Below are 14,977 nucleotides of genomic sequence, written 5' to 3'. Positions count from 1 at the left end.
TGGCATAATAAGCTAAAATATGACAAAAGGAGGGGGTGCTATGGATCGTATGGAATTAAAATCGCAGATCGAAGACGCGAGACAACAGCTACATCAGATACAACTGCAATATGGCAGTCTGCTTCATCCTGAAGTGATCAGACAATCCGTAGTCCTTGACGCTCTCCTGAACCAATATAACCGAATCCGTGTGGAGAAGTTGATCAATTAACAAGGGTCTATTTACATTTATGTTCTTGTATACTATAGTTAGTTACATGAGTAACTAACCGACTAACTAATTAAGAAAAGAAAAAATTGACCCCCATATAAGACACACGCAAATCATTATTATGTATGAAAGTTGGAAACAGATGAAATCGACCTTGGATGAATCCCAGCCTATTTTTCATCAGATCGCCATGATGATCATGGATGATATTGTGGAAGGCAGATTGAGAGTGGAGGAGCAGGTTCCCTCGACGAATGAACTATCACGCTTTTACAATATTAATCCGGCTACGGCGCGAAAGGGGCTACAGGAGTTGGTAGACAAAGGCATCATATACAAACAGCGAGGTGTGGGAATGTTTGTGGCCAAGGGAGCCAGAGAAGCCTTGCTTGTTGAACGAAAGCGACATTTTTACGAAGAATACATCAAACCTTTACTTGAAGAAGGCAGACGTATTCGGATGGACGAGGACATGATTATTGATCTGATTCGCGGTAAGAAAGATAAGGAGAGTGAAGTATGATTCATATGGAGCAGGTATGTTACAGCTATCAAAAGAGTAAACCCTCTATTCTGAACAGTGTCACCCTGCATGAGAATGAACCTGTAATTGGTGCAATTTGGGGAAGGAACGGTGCTGGTAAAACAACGCTAATGAGTTTGCTTGCCGGGCACAACCGTCCTGACAGTGGCAGCATTCAAATTATGGGTCAGGACCCGTATAATAATCTGTCTGCTCAAGGGCATCTATGTTATATCCAGGAGAATCATCCGCTCGGTAAAAACTGGACAATGAATGATCTGGTCAGCATCGGATCACATTTCCATTCACAGTGGGATCAACAACTTGCCAAGCGGCTCATCGATGTTTTTGAACTGCCGTCCAAACAGAAAATGAGTAAATTTTCGAAGGGCATGAAGACAGCTGCTCAAATAATTCTGGGGCTGTGCAGTAACGCCAGTGTGACGATTATGGATGAGCCTACGAATGGACTAGATGCCGAGAAACGAAAACTTTTCTATGAAGCATTATTGGAAACGTATGAAGATAACCCTCGTCTGGTTCTGATATCAACACATCATATCGAAGAGGTACAGCCTTTGTGTGAAACCCTGATTGTGGTACATGAAGGTAAAGTGTTATATCATCACCCCATGGAGGAGATGCGCGAACGCGGGGTTCTCCTAACAGGGTTAATTCAAGATGTGAAGATGGCCTCTGCGGGTGCTAATATTATTGATTCTGCTCGCATGGGTACAACCGGCAAAGTGATGATTGATGATGTGTACTCGAAGGAGTGGGTAGCCAAGGCTCAACATCATGGGCTTTCCATTGAAAAAGCAATGCTCCAGGATTATCTGGTGAATGTAACACGGAAGCAGGAGGAGGTGAGAGCATGAATGCAGTAAAAGGAACGAATCGGCTAATTTTAGATGACATGCGTTTATATATGCTGATCTTTACATCCATTGCGCTTGGGTTGACAGCAGTCTATGTCGCGATTGGTTTTCTGTTTCATGTCAGTTATGCCTCGCAGTTGTTCGGGCCGATGTATGGAGGAATCTGTACTTTTGCCATTGCAGGTCTGATCACGCTCTACCCGGTAGCCATTGGTATGGGTAGTACACGGATTCAATTCATGAAATCTTTCTATATGATGGGAGCCTGTATGGTTGTGGGCACAATGATCATTCTGCATGTGATCTATGGGGTTGTTCATCTGCTGAATGTCGGGGGATGGCTACAGGTCACGTTGTACCAACCGGGAATGCTTTATTCTTCAAGTTATCTTGTGTTTCCTTATCTGTGGATTGACGTGATGCTGGGGCTCTTGGTACTCGGTCTATCTGTTTTCTTGACGGTTTGCTGGATTCGGCTGGGCCTGCGTAATTTCCTGATTCTGTTGTTTGGCTTTGGTCTGGTGCTGTCGCTGGTGATTGCATTTGGAGATATGAGACAATTCACGCTCTGGATTGCCTATCAAAATCGAATGCTCGTATTCACTGTGCTGGGTGTAATCGGTGGCGCGCTGCTTCTGTCCACCTATCCCATGATGAAGCATGCTCCGTTGGTACGCAAAGGCAGCAAAGACTAACTGTGATGAATTACAGAGTTTAAGCCGTTAGGGGAACGCAAATGAGGATGTTCAGTAATAATCACACCAGTAATTAGACACGAGGGATAAGAAAAACACGAGGACGTATGCTCGCCTCGTGTTTTTCTTTGTCGTCTCTTATGGGTTGTACTTTAATCTACGCTTGAGCTTGCGGTTTGAATCCTTCCTCTTCAAGATACTCGCCAGCTTCGCCACGTGATTCAAAAGCCATCTCCAGCTCCGAACCAGCATATACACACCACATGTCATTGTCATATTTTAAAGTAAGTGTGTGTCCATCTTCATTGATCCAGATACCACCGCCTGATGACAGGATAACCGGGGCAGATTCTTTAGGGGAGGGTACGTTCTCAGTCACTTCAACTGCGTCTGGATTATGAGACATCGCTTTGAGTGTTGCATCCAGCAATGTGCGCAGATCTGCTTCGGAGTAATCACGGACATTGACGAACCCTTTGGCATCCGTCTCGTAGTTTGGCAATAACCCTGCATAGATATAGCCGTTACCGTTCGGGTGAATATGGAGTGCTACAATTTTTTTCTCGTAGGCACTGTCCTCGTAGTGGAAATTCACACGACCCAGGGAAACATTTTTGCGCTGCAGCTGTGGGTACGACTCCAGAATTTCAAGCTTTTGTTCAACGTTAAGCATATGTGCCTCCTGTTACTGTTAGGTAGTGGGATTATACCACAGGTGAAGGCTGGAAACATCCTATCTTCTGTCCGTGCGGGACGGCGTGGTATGAACACACCTCATCAGTATAATCCTTATGCTCCTGTTAAAATACGTTGCCCAAGTGCTTTCAGGTTCTCCATAACTTGCAGATAAGGATAAGGCCCGTAGCTGATTCGTGCTACCCCTAGTGTTGCCAAATGTCTCGGTGAAGGTTCGTTGGAGGTTACCATCACGTTGACGGGGATTGGCGAACGGTCACATAGTTCCTGAATCCAATGCTGATCCTGTAAACCTGGAATGAATATACCGTTTGCCCCCGCTTCCGCATATGCCTCGGACCGTGCAATTGCTTCGTTAACTAACGCTTCATTATGTTTCTCAGGAACTTGTTGTAGAAATAAATCGGTGCGTGCATTGATAAAAAGAGAAATGCCTGCCTCACTTGCAGCTTCGCGAGCAGCGGATAATCTCAGACATTGTTCTGTGACGCTGTATAGGCCTTCACCATGTGGTAACTGGTCCTCGATATTAATGCCTACTGCCCCATGTTCAATAATTTGCAACACGTTTTGCTTCACTTCTGACACGGACCTGCCATACCCTCCCTCTATATCGATGGTTACAGGCAGATCTACGCTCTTTGTAATACGTGAAAGATTAGCAAGCACCAATTGGAACGGAAGGGCTTCACCATCCTGTTCCCCATGAGCGGCGGCAACAGACCAGCTTCCCGTAGCAATAGCTTTGGCACCTGTAGATTGAATGGTCTGCGCGCTCCCGGCATCCCACACGTTCACCAGTACGAGTGGTTGTCCCTTCACATGATATTGATGAAATTGTTCAGCTTTTTCTTTCTGTGTGCAATGGTTGTTTTTCATTTTGGCTCACTTCCTTTATAGAAATAGATAAGGTGCTGTTACTGAAAATTCCTACTGTAATGACATCTGTCTCTCGTGCTGAAGCAGCCAATTTTTCCGTGTCAGTCCACCTCCATATCCGCCCAATTCACCACTTGCGTTAATCACACGGTGACACGGAATAACAATAGCTAGCTGATTTGCCCCGTTCGCTTGGGCTACGGCCCGGCATGCAGAAGGCTTTCCAAGGGCTTTTGCGATCTCCTGATAAGACCTCGTTTCCCCGGCCGGAATGGTTAATAACACCTCCCATACCTGTTTCTGAAATGGTGTTCCTAAACAGAACAACGCCGTGTCGAACGCTGTCCTTTTGCCGTCGAAATATTCATTTAATTCCCGTTCAATGGATTGAATAGGTGCTGTTGTGCCTGGCACAATGGCAGATTTGGTGCGCTTGCGCAGGCGTTCCACCTCGCGTTCCAGCCCTCGGCGATCAATGAATTCGATTAAATATAAAGCCTGCTCATCCGCTATAGCCATCATGGGGCCAAGTCTGGTATCGATCCAGGCTGCCCTTAGTACCCGTTCGTCATCTACATGTGTAGGTGCGGCTCCCATAATTCTTGAAAAGGCATCCCGGAATCCACTGCTGGATTCATATCCGGTGGAGAGTTGGCTTTCAATGACAGTGCGCCCTGAACGAATATGTTTCAGTGCTAGTCCCATACGCCGTGCGCGAGCGTATTCGATAAAGGTCATCCCGAATCTTTTTTTGAACTGACGGCGAGCAGTAGATTCATCAATGGATAGTGCCTTGAAATCTTGCCCTTTCCAGCGTTTTTCCGGCTCTTTCTCAACCGCCTCCACCAGCATGCGAACCACATCCGAAACATGATTGGGGTGAGATAAAGGCCGGCATCGCTGGCATGGTCGAAAGGACGCAAGCAGGGCTTGCTGAGCGGTTTCATAAAATTCGCAGTTCTCAAATTTAGGTTTCCGAGCCGGGCAGGTGGGACGACAGAACACCCCTGTTGTTTTAACACCGACATAGAATAAACCTTCATATTCTGAATCCTTAGCGATCAGTGCCTGGTAATACTGTTCCTTCAGATCTGCAGAGATCATAAACCGCACGTCCTTACTCCAGTAGAATCACAATCTTTCCCTTATTATAGGGCAGAATTACACGTCCCATCGCCGAAAATCAGGCATCTATTTTCGAATTGAAACTTTTGTTCAGTCGGCCCGAGCATTGTTCAGAATTTGTTTAGAATGAAGTGATAACATAGACCTATGTATACGATTAAAAGCTAGTAATATGTGCCTATTTGGCTTTAAAGATAGATGGAAATTATGTTGTTAAGTGAAGTCATATAGGCAAGCAAGTTGAAGATTGACGAAAAAGGAAGATAACATCGGGGGTCAGATGGAAATGAAGTATTCCACGTACAAAAGCATTCATGAACCTGAGCAGGTTCTAAGAACCAAGCCGGAATTCTCATATGAAAAACAAGCTTCAAAGCTCTTTCTACGAGATCAGATCACACGCCCGGCGATGATTAAGCTACTCATTACGATGAGCGTATTTATTGCTGGTTGCAGTGTAGTATTCAAGGCATCGGCGGGAGATCAGCCTGTGCTGCTGAATGAACAGGTTGTTGTATCTTCGGGGGATACACTATGGAGTATATCTCTTGCGAACAAACCGGATCAGATGGATACTCGGATTTATGTCGAAGCGCTCAAAGATACAAACCAGTTGTCACACGGTACCATTCAGACAGGACAGGTGCTGGAGTTGCCGCAATTCCAACATTAATGATAAGAATTGATACACGTCTGATTCCCATCTTTTTTGCATGAAAACTCATACACTCATCACTACAAAAGAACAAGTGCAGTCTGGAATTTTAAAATCATTTACATATTATGGAGCTTCATGAGGGACGATATGGTGTAGTGATGAATAAGGTTCTAATTGTGTGTGAGAAGGATGCAAGAAGAACGAAGGGAGAAGATGGAGTATGAGACAGGTGATCAAGAGATCCGCACTGTATACTGCTGTGTTATGTATGGTCATTGTTATTAGCGCTTGTGGCGCCAAAAATAATGAAGAGTCTGTACAGGAGCACGCGTACCCGCAATCCAAGCAACCGATCGAGGAGGCTGGACAGGGATCTATACCTAATGCAGAGGCCAAAAACAAAAATGATCAGAATAGCGCAAAAGGTGAAGAGGGCAAGATGCAGACGCAGTCTAACGCTGCGGCAATGTCAGAGGATATTGATATTGTCATTGATCAATCGGATAAACCGAGTGAAGGCAACAGTTTTGATTTTGCGATCAAACAAGTGCCCAAAGGTTACAGCCTAACGGAAATGCGCTGGACATCCAACACGGTAACGATTGTGAATACGATGCAGGAAGCGATCGAGCATGGCGGGAACGGAGAGGACGGCTTTTATTTTAGCGGCAATGGACAGTTTTCAGGCTTTATCTATTCAGACGAGATGAAGGGTGAACGCGGAAAAGCCACATTTGTCTTCACCAATGATGAGGGTAATATGCTGATGTCCGAGAAGGAGATTCAGTTGAAGTAGACGTAGTTAAGTATAGAAGTGGATGGATTCAACTCCTTCGTTCGTAAAGAACGGAGGAGTTTTATTTTACAGCTGGGATTTGCTCATGTGGTATAAAATTTCAAATGCAAGCTATACTAGAGTATTGAATATTGTTTAATTTGATTTAATATGATTTAACTTGGTTATTGAATTTTAGAGAAGAATGACATAATATAGGAGTGTGAGGTGAATTGATCATGTCTATTACATATAGTGAGAAGAGTCTATTTAACAAAAATTCAAATCAAATTGCTAAGGAACTTGCATTTAGGTTAGGTGATTATGAAAACAGCGTTCTGCTGTTTAAAGTTCTTGCACATTCATTGCGTAATAATGAGACTCTTATGCAAGAGTTAAATGAGGAAATCTTCGAAAACCATGAAGCTTTCCAAAAAGGATTTGAGCAATTGCTACAGCACGCTTTAATTGTCGCGACAGAAAAGGATACAAAGCTTGTATCCCCCTCAGGGAAAAAAGAAATCGCTGAAGAATATACTCCCAGCCAATTAGCCCAGTTTTTCGGTGTTAGTGTCATGACGATTCACAATTGGCTTAAACAAGGCAGATTCATTGGTGTTCAAAAGGCCGCTGCTAATAAACATAATAAAATAGCAGATGATACAGCCTTTAGGATGACATCAGGGAATGTCGTTACTATTCGTGATGTTGTAGATATGTGGAGAAAACAGGAGAATGAATCTATAACCAAAGAAGAGAACAACTTGGAATATTACACTCGTCAAATCTCGTTTTATGAAGAAAAATACAGTGGTGAATTTGAACAAACGCTCGGGACTAAAAGTGAACTGACATCTGAGGAAGAAACCGATGCTCAAGTTTGGCAACACTTGCTTGGGAGGCAGAGACTTGAGTTTGAAGATAGCGAAAAGTAACTTTAAATTCATAGAGAAAAACTTTTCGGATATCATCTCCGAAATTCGAGAAAATGCAAATGGAATTCGAAGTATTTCATGATTTCTCCAAATTAATTTGTATTGAGGAATTGGATATGGATCGATGTTTCATCGAGTTATATTGGTATGATTGGTACGATAGCAACAAACAATTGATCATGAAATTCCACGCTCATAAACACCCGGAAGGTACGCCTTCTTCTGTAACAAAATATGATCCATTCCATATTCACTCTGCTGATGATGAAAGACATCATAATGAGAAGTTTCATGAATTAAATGATATTCTTGAATTTATTCGATTAAGACAACTGAGTTTGAAACGCTAAATTGTAGCAAGGCCTCCTCCATATCCTTTTTTAAGGGTGATGAGGGAGGCCTTTTGACATATCTGATAACTACATAAATTCAAAGAAATAACGAACAACGTGGAACATGACCGGCGAGGTATAGGTGAGACTGTCGACCCGGCTGAGATAACTTTTTTTGAGTGCATCCGACTTGTTGTCATCCCCGATGAGCAGATCTCGTTTTAGCACAGATACGGTGAGGCTGCCGAAGAATCCGGCAAGGCCAATCAATGCCCCGATAAACAACGAAAATGGCCAGTCGAATGGCGTGAGGTAGGGATGGATGAAATAGGAGGCTGCCGTCGTGACCAGGAATGCACACCCAAATCCTTCCCATGTAATAAAAGGATTCGCTGTAGGCACCACTTTTCGTTTGCCCAGATAAAGAGATACGAGATAGTGCACCACATCATTAAGCTGTGTTAGCACAACGAGGAACAACACCAGTTTCGATCCGTACTCGGGTGAGGCAAACGGAAAATAAGCGAGATGACTTAATCCAAACACCATGAGCATGAGTCCCCACTGGGTGGAGCTGACACTGCGCAGGAATCCGATCGTTCCCTTGTTGATCAGACGTGGCATGGGCAAGACGAGAAATACATAGAGCGGAATAAAGATGATGAACATGCCATACCACCCAATGTATATCCAGTAAAATTGCACCGGGATTGCGAGATACGCCCATAGAAATAGACGGCGGTCGGCTTTCCGGGTGTTGCGGATCATAGAGAAGTACTCTTTGAGCGAGAAAAATGCCAGCACCATGAGCGAGATCAGCGAAACGATAGGATTAAATAGGGTAGCGAGGCAAAAGATGGCCAGCATGCCCCACCAGGTTTTGATTTTTGTCCCAATGCCCGAATAATCCTTGTCTGGCTGCAGTTTGGCAATCACTTTGTACACAATATGTATAACGAGTAGAGCTGCGAAAATCAGAGTTAATGTTAGTAGAGAGCTGTTCATGTACGAAGATCACCTGCTTATTCAATGTAAGATTCCATTATAGGGTACCTATGTTATTATGAAGGAATAGTGCCAACTTGATAAGGGGAAATATGAGGATGACCGACGAACGTTCGATTTATATTTTGCTGACGAATACAGGTACGTTATTTACAAGAGTCATTCAGACTTACACCAAAGCACCGTATAATCACGCTTCCATCTCGTTCGACCGGGAATTAACGGAATTGTACAGCTTCGGTCGCAAACATCCGAGCAATCCGCTGAATGGTGGGTTTGTGAAGGAAGATATCCAGACAGGGACGTATAGTAAATATCCGAATACGACATGTGTCATCTACGAGCTTCAGGTTACGGAGCGTGAAGTGGAAAAAATGAAACGAGTGCTGCACATTTTCATTCGCAGCCGCCAGAAATATATGTACAACCTGCTGGGCGTTCTTGGTATTACACTCAAGGAACCAGTAGAGTTCAGCAACTCCTATTTTTGTTCACAGTTTGTAGCTGAAATCCTGCAACGCTCAGGGATCAAGCTGTGGAACAAGCTACCTGCACTTGTAACCCCGGATGATTTTCGCCAGTGCGAGCAACTGAAGCTGGTGTATGAGGGGAGACTGCGTGAATATCAGGTAAATCCGGACCGTTAACAAGAAGTTTCGCTTAAATTTTTTTGAAATGATGAATTTTGACGAAAAATATGAATAAATCCACTCTGTTTTCAACTATGGAGTGGATTTTTTTCCTTTTATTATCATTTCTTGTTTAGAATCTGTTTATTGTTGTGTTCTAAACTAGGTCTAAAGATACAAGCATAAGGATCAAACATGAAATGAGAGGAGAGCGAAGCCTTGTTCAGAAAGATAGTAAGTTTTATGTTGGTGGCTATGATGTTGCTTCAGATTGTAAGTCCTGGAGGTGTGGTAAGTGCTCGATCTTACCCATACGAACTTTTAAACATGGAGAGACAAGGGTATGATGATTCCAACCCTGGCGAAAAAATAGCTAATGTTCGTCATTTGCTTGAGGAAGGAGAATTGTTACAGCTGCCTCAAGGTTACGCAGCATTAAGCGAGGATCAAAAGAATGAGATTGCCAGAGGTATGATTATGCTGATTCCACTAGATGTGCAATATGATAGTGACAATCATGCTGTATATGCATTTAATCTGATTTATAACGTCAGTGTAATGCCCGGACAGTTCGAGATTGAGACCTTAGGCCAAAAAATGGAATATGTATACAATTTGCTAGGGAAGTGGAACTCCTATTTCCCCGGTGTCGACAAGGCAGAATGGACACAAGCTGCATCTCGTTATATGCATCTGAATGGTGCGGATTGGACGATGTTTATTGATAATATATTGCTATTCAATATTGTTTTCAAAAACAGTTCTGTTACGATCTACCATAATAGCCAGCTCGCAATGTTATATGAGAAACTTAATGATTACAAAGAGATAAATAAAGCAACGGATATCAACAGTATGAACGAGGCGATTGACTCACTTTTTAAAATATATACATTTATCAAAAACTACGCAATTTTTAGGCCAGATCTGAACTTACCACCATTTGTTTTTAACATGGGGAAGATGTCTACAATTCAGAATGACGACGAAAAAAATGAACTGGCTCAGTGGATGCTTGATCACAAGCAGGATGGCTATGAAACGGTATCTGATGTGCAAAAAGCATTTGATGCGTTTTTTGAACCAGGACTGAGAAAGTACAACGAATTAATAAAAGTAGCAAAAGGCAACGCAAACAACTTTTTAGCTGATGCTGTTGAACTATTGAGTGATGAAAGTTTCATAGATGCGCCTGGTTTCAAGCAACTATCCTCAGAGGATCAGAATGATATCGCAGTTTATATGCTTAATTTAGATCCACCAACCAGTGAAGGGTACGCCAATAAAGAGCAAGTTGAATACCTCGTGCAGCTAGCTTTAAAGGCGGTTGAATTCATTCATGACATTGGTGGACCGGATGAAATGAATTCACTTGATGAACTATATGCGAAGCAAATGCAACAAGTTAACTATCTGGATCAACCTGCCCCTGACAGTATGTTTTATCAATTTGTTGGTAAATATTCTGAATTCTCAGGCATTGAAAAACGTATCACAGCGGCTATGCTTGAGCTACAACTTAAAAAGGGTCCGTCGTCTGTATTCAAATTATTAACTTCTCTCGATGATGAAGCAAGGTTCACCCCCTTAATTAACAAGGCGCTGACCACTAATGAAATGCTGGCTACTCTGTTCGAATTGCAACATATTCAGTCTGAAATTACGAAATACAACAATAAAAACCTAGAACATCCTATAAATAGCTTTCCTATAGATGTGAGTAAGATGGATGGTATAAAGACAGATGCACAGAAGTTAAATGCACTGGCAGATCATATGATTGCGGAGCGGACAGCTGGCGGGTACGAATCCTTTGTTCAAATCCAGACCGCATTTGACAAATTTTTCTCCAGCGATAATAACACGGATGTATTGTCTGTCTTGAACGCTGCGAGGAACAGTGGAAATAAAACAGCCATGCGTGAAGCTATGGAAGATCCGGCTTTGGGAATTAAATTTCCTGACGGCTACGAAAATTTAAACCCACAGGTTAGAGATTTCATTGCAGGATTTTTGATCCAATACGTCAGTGAGGATTACGAGAATAAAAATCAGGTTCAACTCATGATTGAACTTGGCATGTTGGCACAATCTGTTTGGGAACAAACGGAGCTTACTGCTTTGAGCAATAAACTGGATCTACTTGCACAAAAGTTGGTAGATATATCAGAGTACTTTAATGACCAAGATGCAGAAGAGTATGGAAGCATTGGTCAAAACTATTTGAAACTTACCAATAAAGTAGACAAAAAAGTTTTTGCTTATAAATACCTGTATTCGATGGCCTATGAAAAGTTGGAAGGACTCTATCAAGGAGATATCGTGGAACCAATGGTTGTGTTAGGGCTTTTGACTGCCCCATATCAATCTATTGAGAAGGCCACCAAAATTGATCCAATGAGTCAGTGGCTCCAAAGTGCTATGGAAGTTCAAATGGAGGGTGAGGCTTTCTTCGAGAAATATGCTTTTGATCGTACGGGTGCCCTCGACCTGTCCAAAAGAGCAGAACTTAGCACAGAAGATCAAAAGGAACTGGCACAATGGGTACTTGATGAGCAAGAGAGCTATGAGGATATTGGGAATTTACAATATGTAATTAATCGTTTCTTCACTGCTCCTAATGTAAAAGGGGACGATATCAATAACAAAATAACAGGTCTAAATGATACGATGGAAATTTCCTTCGATGGCAAACTGAACTGGATTGATCTGGCTTCCATTCAGAAGTTAGATTTTAGCGGTAACAAAACAGTATGGGTTCGTCATAAAGCGTTTAGTGATGAGTTGCCAGGCCGTGCTGTGAAAATTGTCTTTACAGCCAATGGTGACAGTGGTAATGGTAATGGTAATGGTAATGGGTCGACACCTAACCCGGGTAACAACACAGGTGGTAACGGTGGCGGTGGATCATCTGCGCCAGTAACGTCTACACCTGCACCAACGACCAAGCAAGAGCAGATTGTCGTAGATGTGAACGGCGTTAACGGTGTAAACCTGACCAAGACCCCAATCACACGTACAACCGAAACCAACGGCACGGTTAAAGATTTGGTCAAAATGACAGATGCAATTGCTAAGGAATCGGTTGAAAAAGCAAAACAATTGGGTAGCAATACGGCGCGCATTGTGATTCCAGATACCAAAGACGCCGTGTCCGAGACACGTGTGGAAGTTCCGAAAACAGCTGTCAAAGATCTAAGTGACGGTTCAATGAAACTGGAAATCTCAACAGAAAATGCGGTCATTTCGATTCCGACCCAATCTATCGCCGGATTTAATCAAGACCTATACTTCCGCGTGGTTCCACTCAAAAAGGAATCCGAGCGCAAAGACTTGGAAGAGCGGGCGAAGAAAGAGCAAGTGATTCAGCAAGTTGCTCCAAATACGAATGTCCGTGTACTGGCTCGTCCAGTTGAGATCGAAACGAATATGCAGAGCCGTGAAGTGACACTGACTTTGCCACTAGGCAACAGCCTGCCAACCGATGCGGCAGCTCGTCAACAGATCTTGGATAACCTGGCTGTGTACATTGAACACAGTGACGGTACCAAGGAACTGATACAAGGCAAACTCGTGAAGTTGGCTAATAACAGCGAAGGCATTGAGTTTACGGTAACCAAGTTCAGTACGTTTACACTGGTTGTCGTCGATGGGCTGAAAGCTTCTCAAAAGACAAATCAGCCGTATATCCAAGGTTTCGGTGCCGACTTCCGTCCAGATGCGTTCGTTACACGTGCACAGATGGCCGCGATGCTGGCTCGTAATCTGCCGGGTGAAACGGCAACAGCTACGGCGGCAGGTACAACCTTTGCCGATGTAGCCGCAACACATTGGGCAACGAGTGAGATTCAAAAGGCGCAGGCCGCAGGTATCATGAACGGCCTCAGTGACACAGCGTTTGCGCCGGAAGGTTCGATTACGCGTGCACAGATGGCAACAATCGCGTACCGCTGGTTGCAGAAGCAACAAACGAACGCTGTAGCAACAACGGATACCACAGGAACAGCACCAGAAGCGGCGTCCTTTACGGATGTAGCCGCGGATCTGTGGGCAGCCGATGCGATTGCCTATGTGCAGTCCACTGGTCTGATGACGGGTTACAGTGATGGTACATTCAAACCAGACAGCAAGCTGACTCGTGCAGAAGCGGTAAAAGTGCTGAACGTATTGTTCAAACGTACACCGCTGACGGGAGTGGCAACGCCATCCTTTAGCGACGTGCCTGCAACCCACTGGGCATATGCAGATATTGAAGCTGCGGCACAGAATTAGCTTCAAATTAATGAAATAGTGATATAAAGAGTGCTTCTCGAGATACACAGAGAAGTACTCTTTTGCTTTTTTATACCATATAATGTTATTTATTATATATTTTATATAGTATAAAAGTATTAATCCAATCTCATATAATCGAGTTTTTGTATATCTTATGTGTAGTTCTATCTAAATATCATCATGTCTATATCTAGTAAGAGATATGTTCTGATTAAATAAATATAAGTAATATGAAATTTATTAATTAAATGTGATTATGGGAGTGGTTCTATTGTTTAATTCTGACTTCGTTAAAGAGAATAGCGAACTATGTCTCGACAATGTAGCAATTTACGAATTTAAAGCAAAGGTAGAAGAATTAAATCCTGAAATATCTAAATTTATAAACGGAATTACAACATCGGGATGTGAAATAGTTGGGCCATTAGTAACTGCGAATATGGGTGTGCAGGAGATCGACAGTGAAGAATTTATAGTAATGAGTATACTACTTCCAGTTAAGAATGTTTCACTCATCCCTTATCCGTACGGAGTTGTACCCCAATTCAAAGTAAGTGACAATTTATATTATAGGTATGAGGGAAGCCCCTCTGAGATTCAAGATATATACAGAGGGCTAGTGATGTATGCACAAGAAAAGAAACTAGATCAAGGTGTAGTATACAATTGTTATGACTATAAAGACATGTTTGGATTTACCTCAGAGATTAAGGTAGATATATATATGAATATTACTGGTACTGAAGGGAGGTGAAACCATGAACAACCAAATTACGTTTGATGGGCAATTTTTGAGTGATGAAGAATTAATGACTGTCAACGGCGGAGGCTGGGGAAAAATTATTACAGTTATTGCTGCCGGAATCGTTGCAGTTTATGAGGTAGGCAAAGCTGTCGGAGAAACAGCGTACCATTTAACACATTAATTATAAGAGGAGATACGTATGAACATAAGCATGGGTGCAATGCAGGAAATGACTCTCCAAGAAAAGTTGGAAACGAACGGCGGAGGCATTGGAGCAGTAGTAGTGGTAGTTGTGGTGGTAGTTATTTTCGTTGCGGGAGTAATTAGCGGATACAAGGGCGCCGCAAACTAAACATCTCTATTCTCTAGAAATAAGTATCAAAGTATTTAAGGGGTTGTATTTATTGTGAATACAATAAAAATGTTTTTTTTAAATTTAAGTGAATATGTTGATAAGAATCCCTTTGTAGGTCTTGTACTTCTCATTTTTTTTGTTGCCAGCGGAGCATTACTTATTTATAACTTTGGCAAAGACGTTGGGGAGTTTATTTACTTAAAGCAATCTAATTGATAATAACTTAAGGATGGTTCCCTAAGTATTCTTTATTACGTAAGT

The 14,977-nt window shown here is 42.7% G+C and carries 18 protein-coding genes; 14 read left to right on the top strand and 4 right to left on the bottom strand.

The window, feature by feature from the left end:
- Positions 1-40 precede the first annotated feature (40 nt).
- The 4 genes from MKY23_RS27735 to MKY23_RS27720 all read left to right on the top strand — a co-directional run bounded on the left by MKY23_RS27735 (position 41) and on the right by MKY23_RS27720 (position 2,307).
- Positions 41-211 (top strand): aspartyl-phosphate phosphatase Spo0E family protein, encoded by a 171-nt coding sequence (locus MKY23_RS27735; protein WP_090921152.1) that lies wholly within the window; start codon positions 41-43, stop codon positions 209-211.
- Positions 212-353: 142 nt separating this feature from the next.
- Positions 354-734 carry a GntR family transcriptional regulator gene (locus tag MKY23_RS27730; RefSeq protein ID WP_339833976.1) on the top strand — a complete coding sequence of 127 codons (381 nt, stop codon included), beginning with the start codon at positions 354-356 and terminating at the stop codon, positions 732-734.
- Positions 731-1,612 (top strand): ABC transporter ATP-binding protein, encoded by an 882-nt coding sequence (locus tag MKY23_RS27725; protein WP_154959520.1) that lies wholly within the window; start codon positions 731-733, stop codon positions 1,610-1,612. The genes MKY23_RS27730 and MKY23_RS27725 overlap by 4 nt, the downstream gene beginning before the upstream one ends.
- Positions 1,609-2,307: a hypothetical protein gene (locus MKY23_RS27720; protein ID WP_154984281.1), complete on the top strand. Its 699-nt coding sequence runs from the start codon at positions 1,609-1,611 to the stop codon at positions 2,305-2,307. The genes MKY23_RS27725 and MKY23_RS27720 overlap by 4 nt, the downstream gene beginning before the upstream one ends.
- 157 nt (positions 2,308-2,464) lie before the next feature.
- Here the strand turns inward: MKY23_RS27720 and MKY23_RS27715 are convergent, their stop codons facing one another.
- From MKY23_RS27715 to MKY23_RS27705, 3 genes are all read right to left on the bottom strand, one after another.
- Positions 2,465-2,980: a hypothetical protein gene (locus tag MKY23_RS27715; RefSeq protein WP_154984282.1), complete on the bottom strand. Its 516-nt coding sequence runs from the start codon at positions 2,978-2,980 to the stop codon at positions 2,465-2,467.
- Between the two features lie 116 nt (positions 2,981-3,096).
- A complete protein-coding gene (locus MKY23_RS27710) occupies positions 3,097-3,882 on the bottom strand; it encodes an isocitrate lyase/phosphoenolpyruvate mutase family protein (RefSeq protein ID WP_154959523.1) in 786 nt (261 codons plus the stop codon).
- Positions 3,883-3,933: 51 nt separating this feature from the next.
- A complete protein-coding gene (locus MKY23_RS27705; RefSeq protein ID WP_154959524.1) occupies positions 3,934-4,986 on the bottom strand; it encodes a trifunctional transcriptional activator/DNA repair protein Ada/methylated-DNA--[protein]-cysteine S-methyltransferase in 1,053 nt (350 codons plus the stop codon).
- A gap of 268 nt (positions 4,987-5,254) precedes the next feature.
- On the opposite strand from MKY23_RS27705, the gene MKY23_RS27700 reads away from it, so the two are divergent.
- From MKY23_RS27700 to MKY23_RS27685, 4 genes are all read left to right on the top strand, one after another.
- On the top strand, positions 5,255-5,680 hold the full coding sequence (locus MKY23_RS27700; RefSeq protein WP_339833971.1) for a LysM peptidoglycan-binding domain-containing protein: 426 nt from the start codon (positions 5,255-5,257) through the stop codon (positions 5,678-5,680).
- Between the two features lie 214 nt (positions 5,681-5,894).
- Positions 5,895-6,461 carry a hypothetical protein gene (locus MKY23_RS27695; protein ID WP_339833969.1) on the top strand — a complete coding sequence of 189 codons (567 nt, stop codon included), beginning with the start codon at positions 5,895-5,897 and terminating at the stop codon, positions 6,459-6,461.
- 218 nt (positions 6,462-6,679) lie between these two features.
- Positions 6,680-7,375, top strand: a complete 696-nt coding sequence (locus tag MKY23_RS27690) for a hypothetical protein (RefSeq protein WP_339833966.1) — start codon at positions 6,680-6,682, stop codon at positions 7,373-7,375.
- Between the two features lie 53 nt (positions 7,376-7,428).
- Entirely contained in the window at positions 7,429-7,725 is a 297-nt protein-coding gene (locus tag MKY23_RS27685) for a DUF6516 family protein (protein WP_339833964.1), read from the top strand.
- Between the two features lie 69 nt (positions 7,726-7,794).
- Here the strand turns inward: MKY23_RS27685 and MKY23_RS27680 are convergent, their stop codons facing one another.
- Entirely contained in the window at positions 7,795-8,712 is a 918-nt protein-coding gene (locus MKY23_RS27680) for a phosphatidate cytidylyltransferase (protein ID WP_339833962.1), read from the bottom strand.
- A gap of 98 nt (positions 8,713-8,810) precedes the next feature.
- Between MKY23_RS27680 and MKY23_RS27675 the strand changes: the two genes are divergently transcribed.
- The 6 genes from MKY23_RS27675 (at position 8,811) to MKY23_RS27650 (ending at position 14,932) form a co-directional block, all read left to right on the top strand.
- Positions 8,811-9,359, top strand: a complete 549-nt coding sequence (locus tag MKY23_RS27675; RefSeq protein ID WP_154889880.1) for a hypothetical protein — start codon at positions 8,811-8,813, stop codon at positions 9,357-9,359.
- A gap of 201 nt (positions 9,360-9,560) precedes the next feature.
- A complete protein-coding gene (locus MKY23_RS27670) occupies positions 9,561-13,613 on the top strand; it encodes an S-layer homology domain-containing protein (RefSeq protein WP_339833957.1) in 4,053 nt (1,350 codons plus the stop codon).
- A 274-nt stretch (positions 13,614-13,887) separates the two neighbouring features.
- Complete coding sequence (locus MKY23_RS27665; RefSeq protein WP_339833954.1) at positions 13,888-14,370, top strand: hypothetical protein; 483 nt, start codon at positions 13,888-13,890, stop codon at positions 14,368-14,370.
- Positions 14,371-14,374: 4 nt separating this feature from the next.
- Positions 14,375-14,542, top strand: coding sequence for a class IIb bacteriocin, lactobin A/cerein 7B family (locus MKY23_RS27660; RefSeq protein WP_339833951.1), 168 nt, complete (start codon positions 14,375-14,377; stop codon positions 14,540-14,542).
- Positions 14,543-14,560: 18 nt separating this feature from the next.
- A complete protein-coding gene (locus tag MKY23_RS27655; protein ID WP_339833948.1) occupies positions 14,561-14,713 on the top strand; it encodes a hypothetical protein in 153 nt (50 codons plus the stop codon).
- Positions 14,714-14,767: 54 nt separating this feature from the next.
- Entirely contained in the window at positions 14,768-14,932 is a 165-nt protein-coding gene (locus MKY23_RS27650; protein WP_339833945.1) for a hypothetical protein, read from the top strand.
- The last annotated feature ends 45 nt before the right edge of the window (positions 14,933-14,977 follow it).

The organism is Paenibacillus sp. FSL R7-0272 (assembly GCF_037969905.1).
Lineage (GTDB): Bacteria > Bacillota > Bacilli > Paenibacillales > Paenibacillaceae > Paenibacillus > Paenibacillus polysaccharolyticus.
Note: the sequence above shows the minus strand (reverse complement) of the source record. Positions and strands in the feature narration are given on the sequence as shown.

Bases quoted from the DNA above. Each gene is read 5' to 3' on its own strand.
- MKY23_RS27735 (WP_090921152.1), top strand. From the start codon at position 41: ATGGATCGTATGGAATTAAAATCGCAGATCGAAGACGCGAGACAACAG.
- MKY23_RS27655 (WP_339833948.1), top strand. From the start codon at position 14,561: ATGAACATAAGCATGGGTGCAATGCAGGAAATGACTCTCCAAGAAAAG.
- MKY23_RS27720 (WP_154984281.1), top strand. From the start codon at position 1,609: ATGAATGCAGTAAAAGGAACGAATCGGCTAATTTTAGATGACATGCGT.
- MKY23_RS27715 (WP_154984282.1), bottom strand. From the start codon at position 2,980: ATGCTTAACGTTGAACAAAAGCTTGAAATTCTGGAGTCGTACCCACAG.
- MKY23_RS27710 (WP_154959523.1), bottom strand. From the start codon at position 3,882: ATGAAAAACAACCATTGCACACAGAAAGAAAAAGCTGAACAATTTCAT.
- MKY23_RS27675 (WP_154889880.1), top strand. From the start codon at position 8,811: ATGACCGACGAACGTTCGATTTATATTTTGCTGACGAATACAGGTACG.
- MKY23_RS27680 (WP_339833962.1), bottom strand. From the start codon at position 8,712: ATGAACAGCTCTCTACTAACATTAACTCTGATTTTCGCAGCTCTACTC.
- MKY23_RS27685 (WP_339833964.1), top strand. From the start codon at position 7,429: ATGCAAATGGAATTCGAAGTATTTCATGATTTCTCCAAATTAATTTGT.
- MKY23_RS27690 (WP_339833966.1), top strand. From the start codon at position 6,680: ATGTCTATTACATATAGTGAGAAGAGTCTATTTAACAAAAATTCAAAT.
- MKY23_RS27660 (WP_339833951.1), top strand. From the start codon at position 14,375: ATGAACAACCAAATTACGTTTGATGGGCAATTTTTGAGTGATGAAGAA.
- MKY23_RS27725 (WP_154959520.1), top strand. From the start codon at position 731: ATGATTCATATGGAGCAGGTATGTTACAGCTATCAAAAGAGTAAACCC.
- MKY23_RS27730 (WP_339833976.1), top strand. From the start codon at position 354: ATGAAATCGACCTTGGATGAATCCCAGCCTATTTTTCATCAGATCGCC.
- MKY23_RS27705 (WP_154959524.1), bottom strand. From the start codon at position 4,986: ATGATCTCTGCAGATCTGAAGGAACAGTATTACCAGGCACTGATCGCT.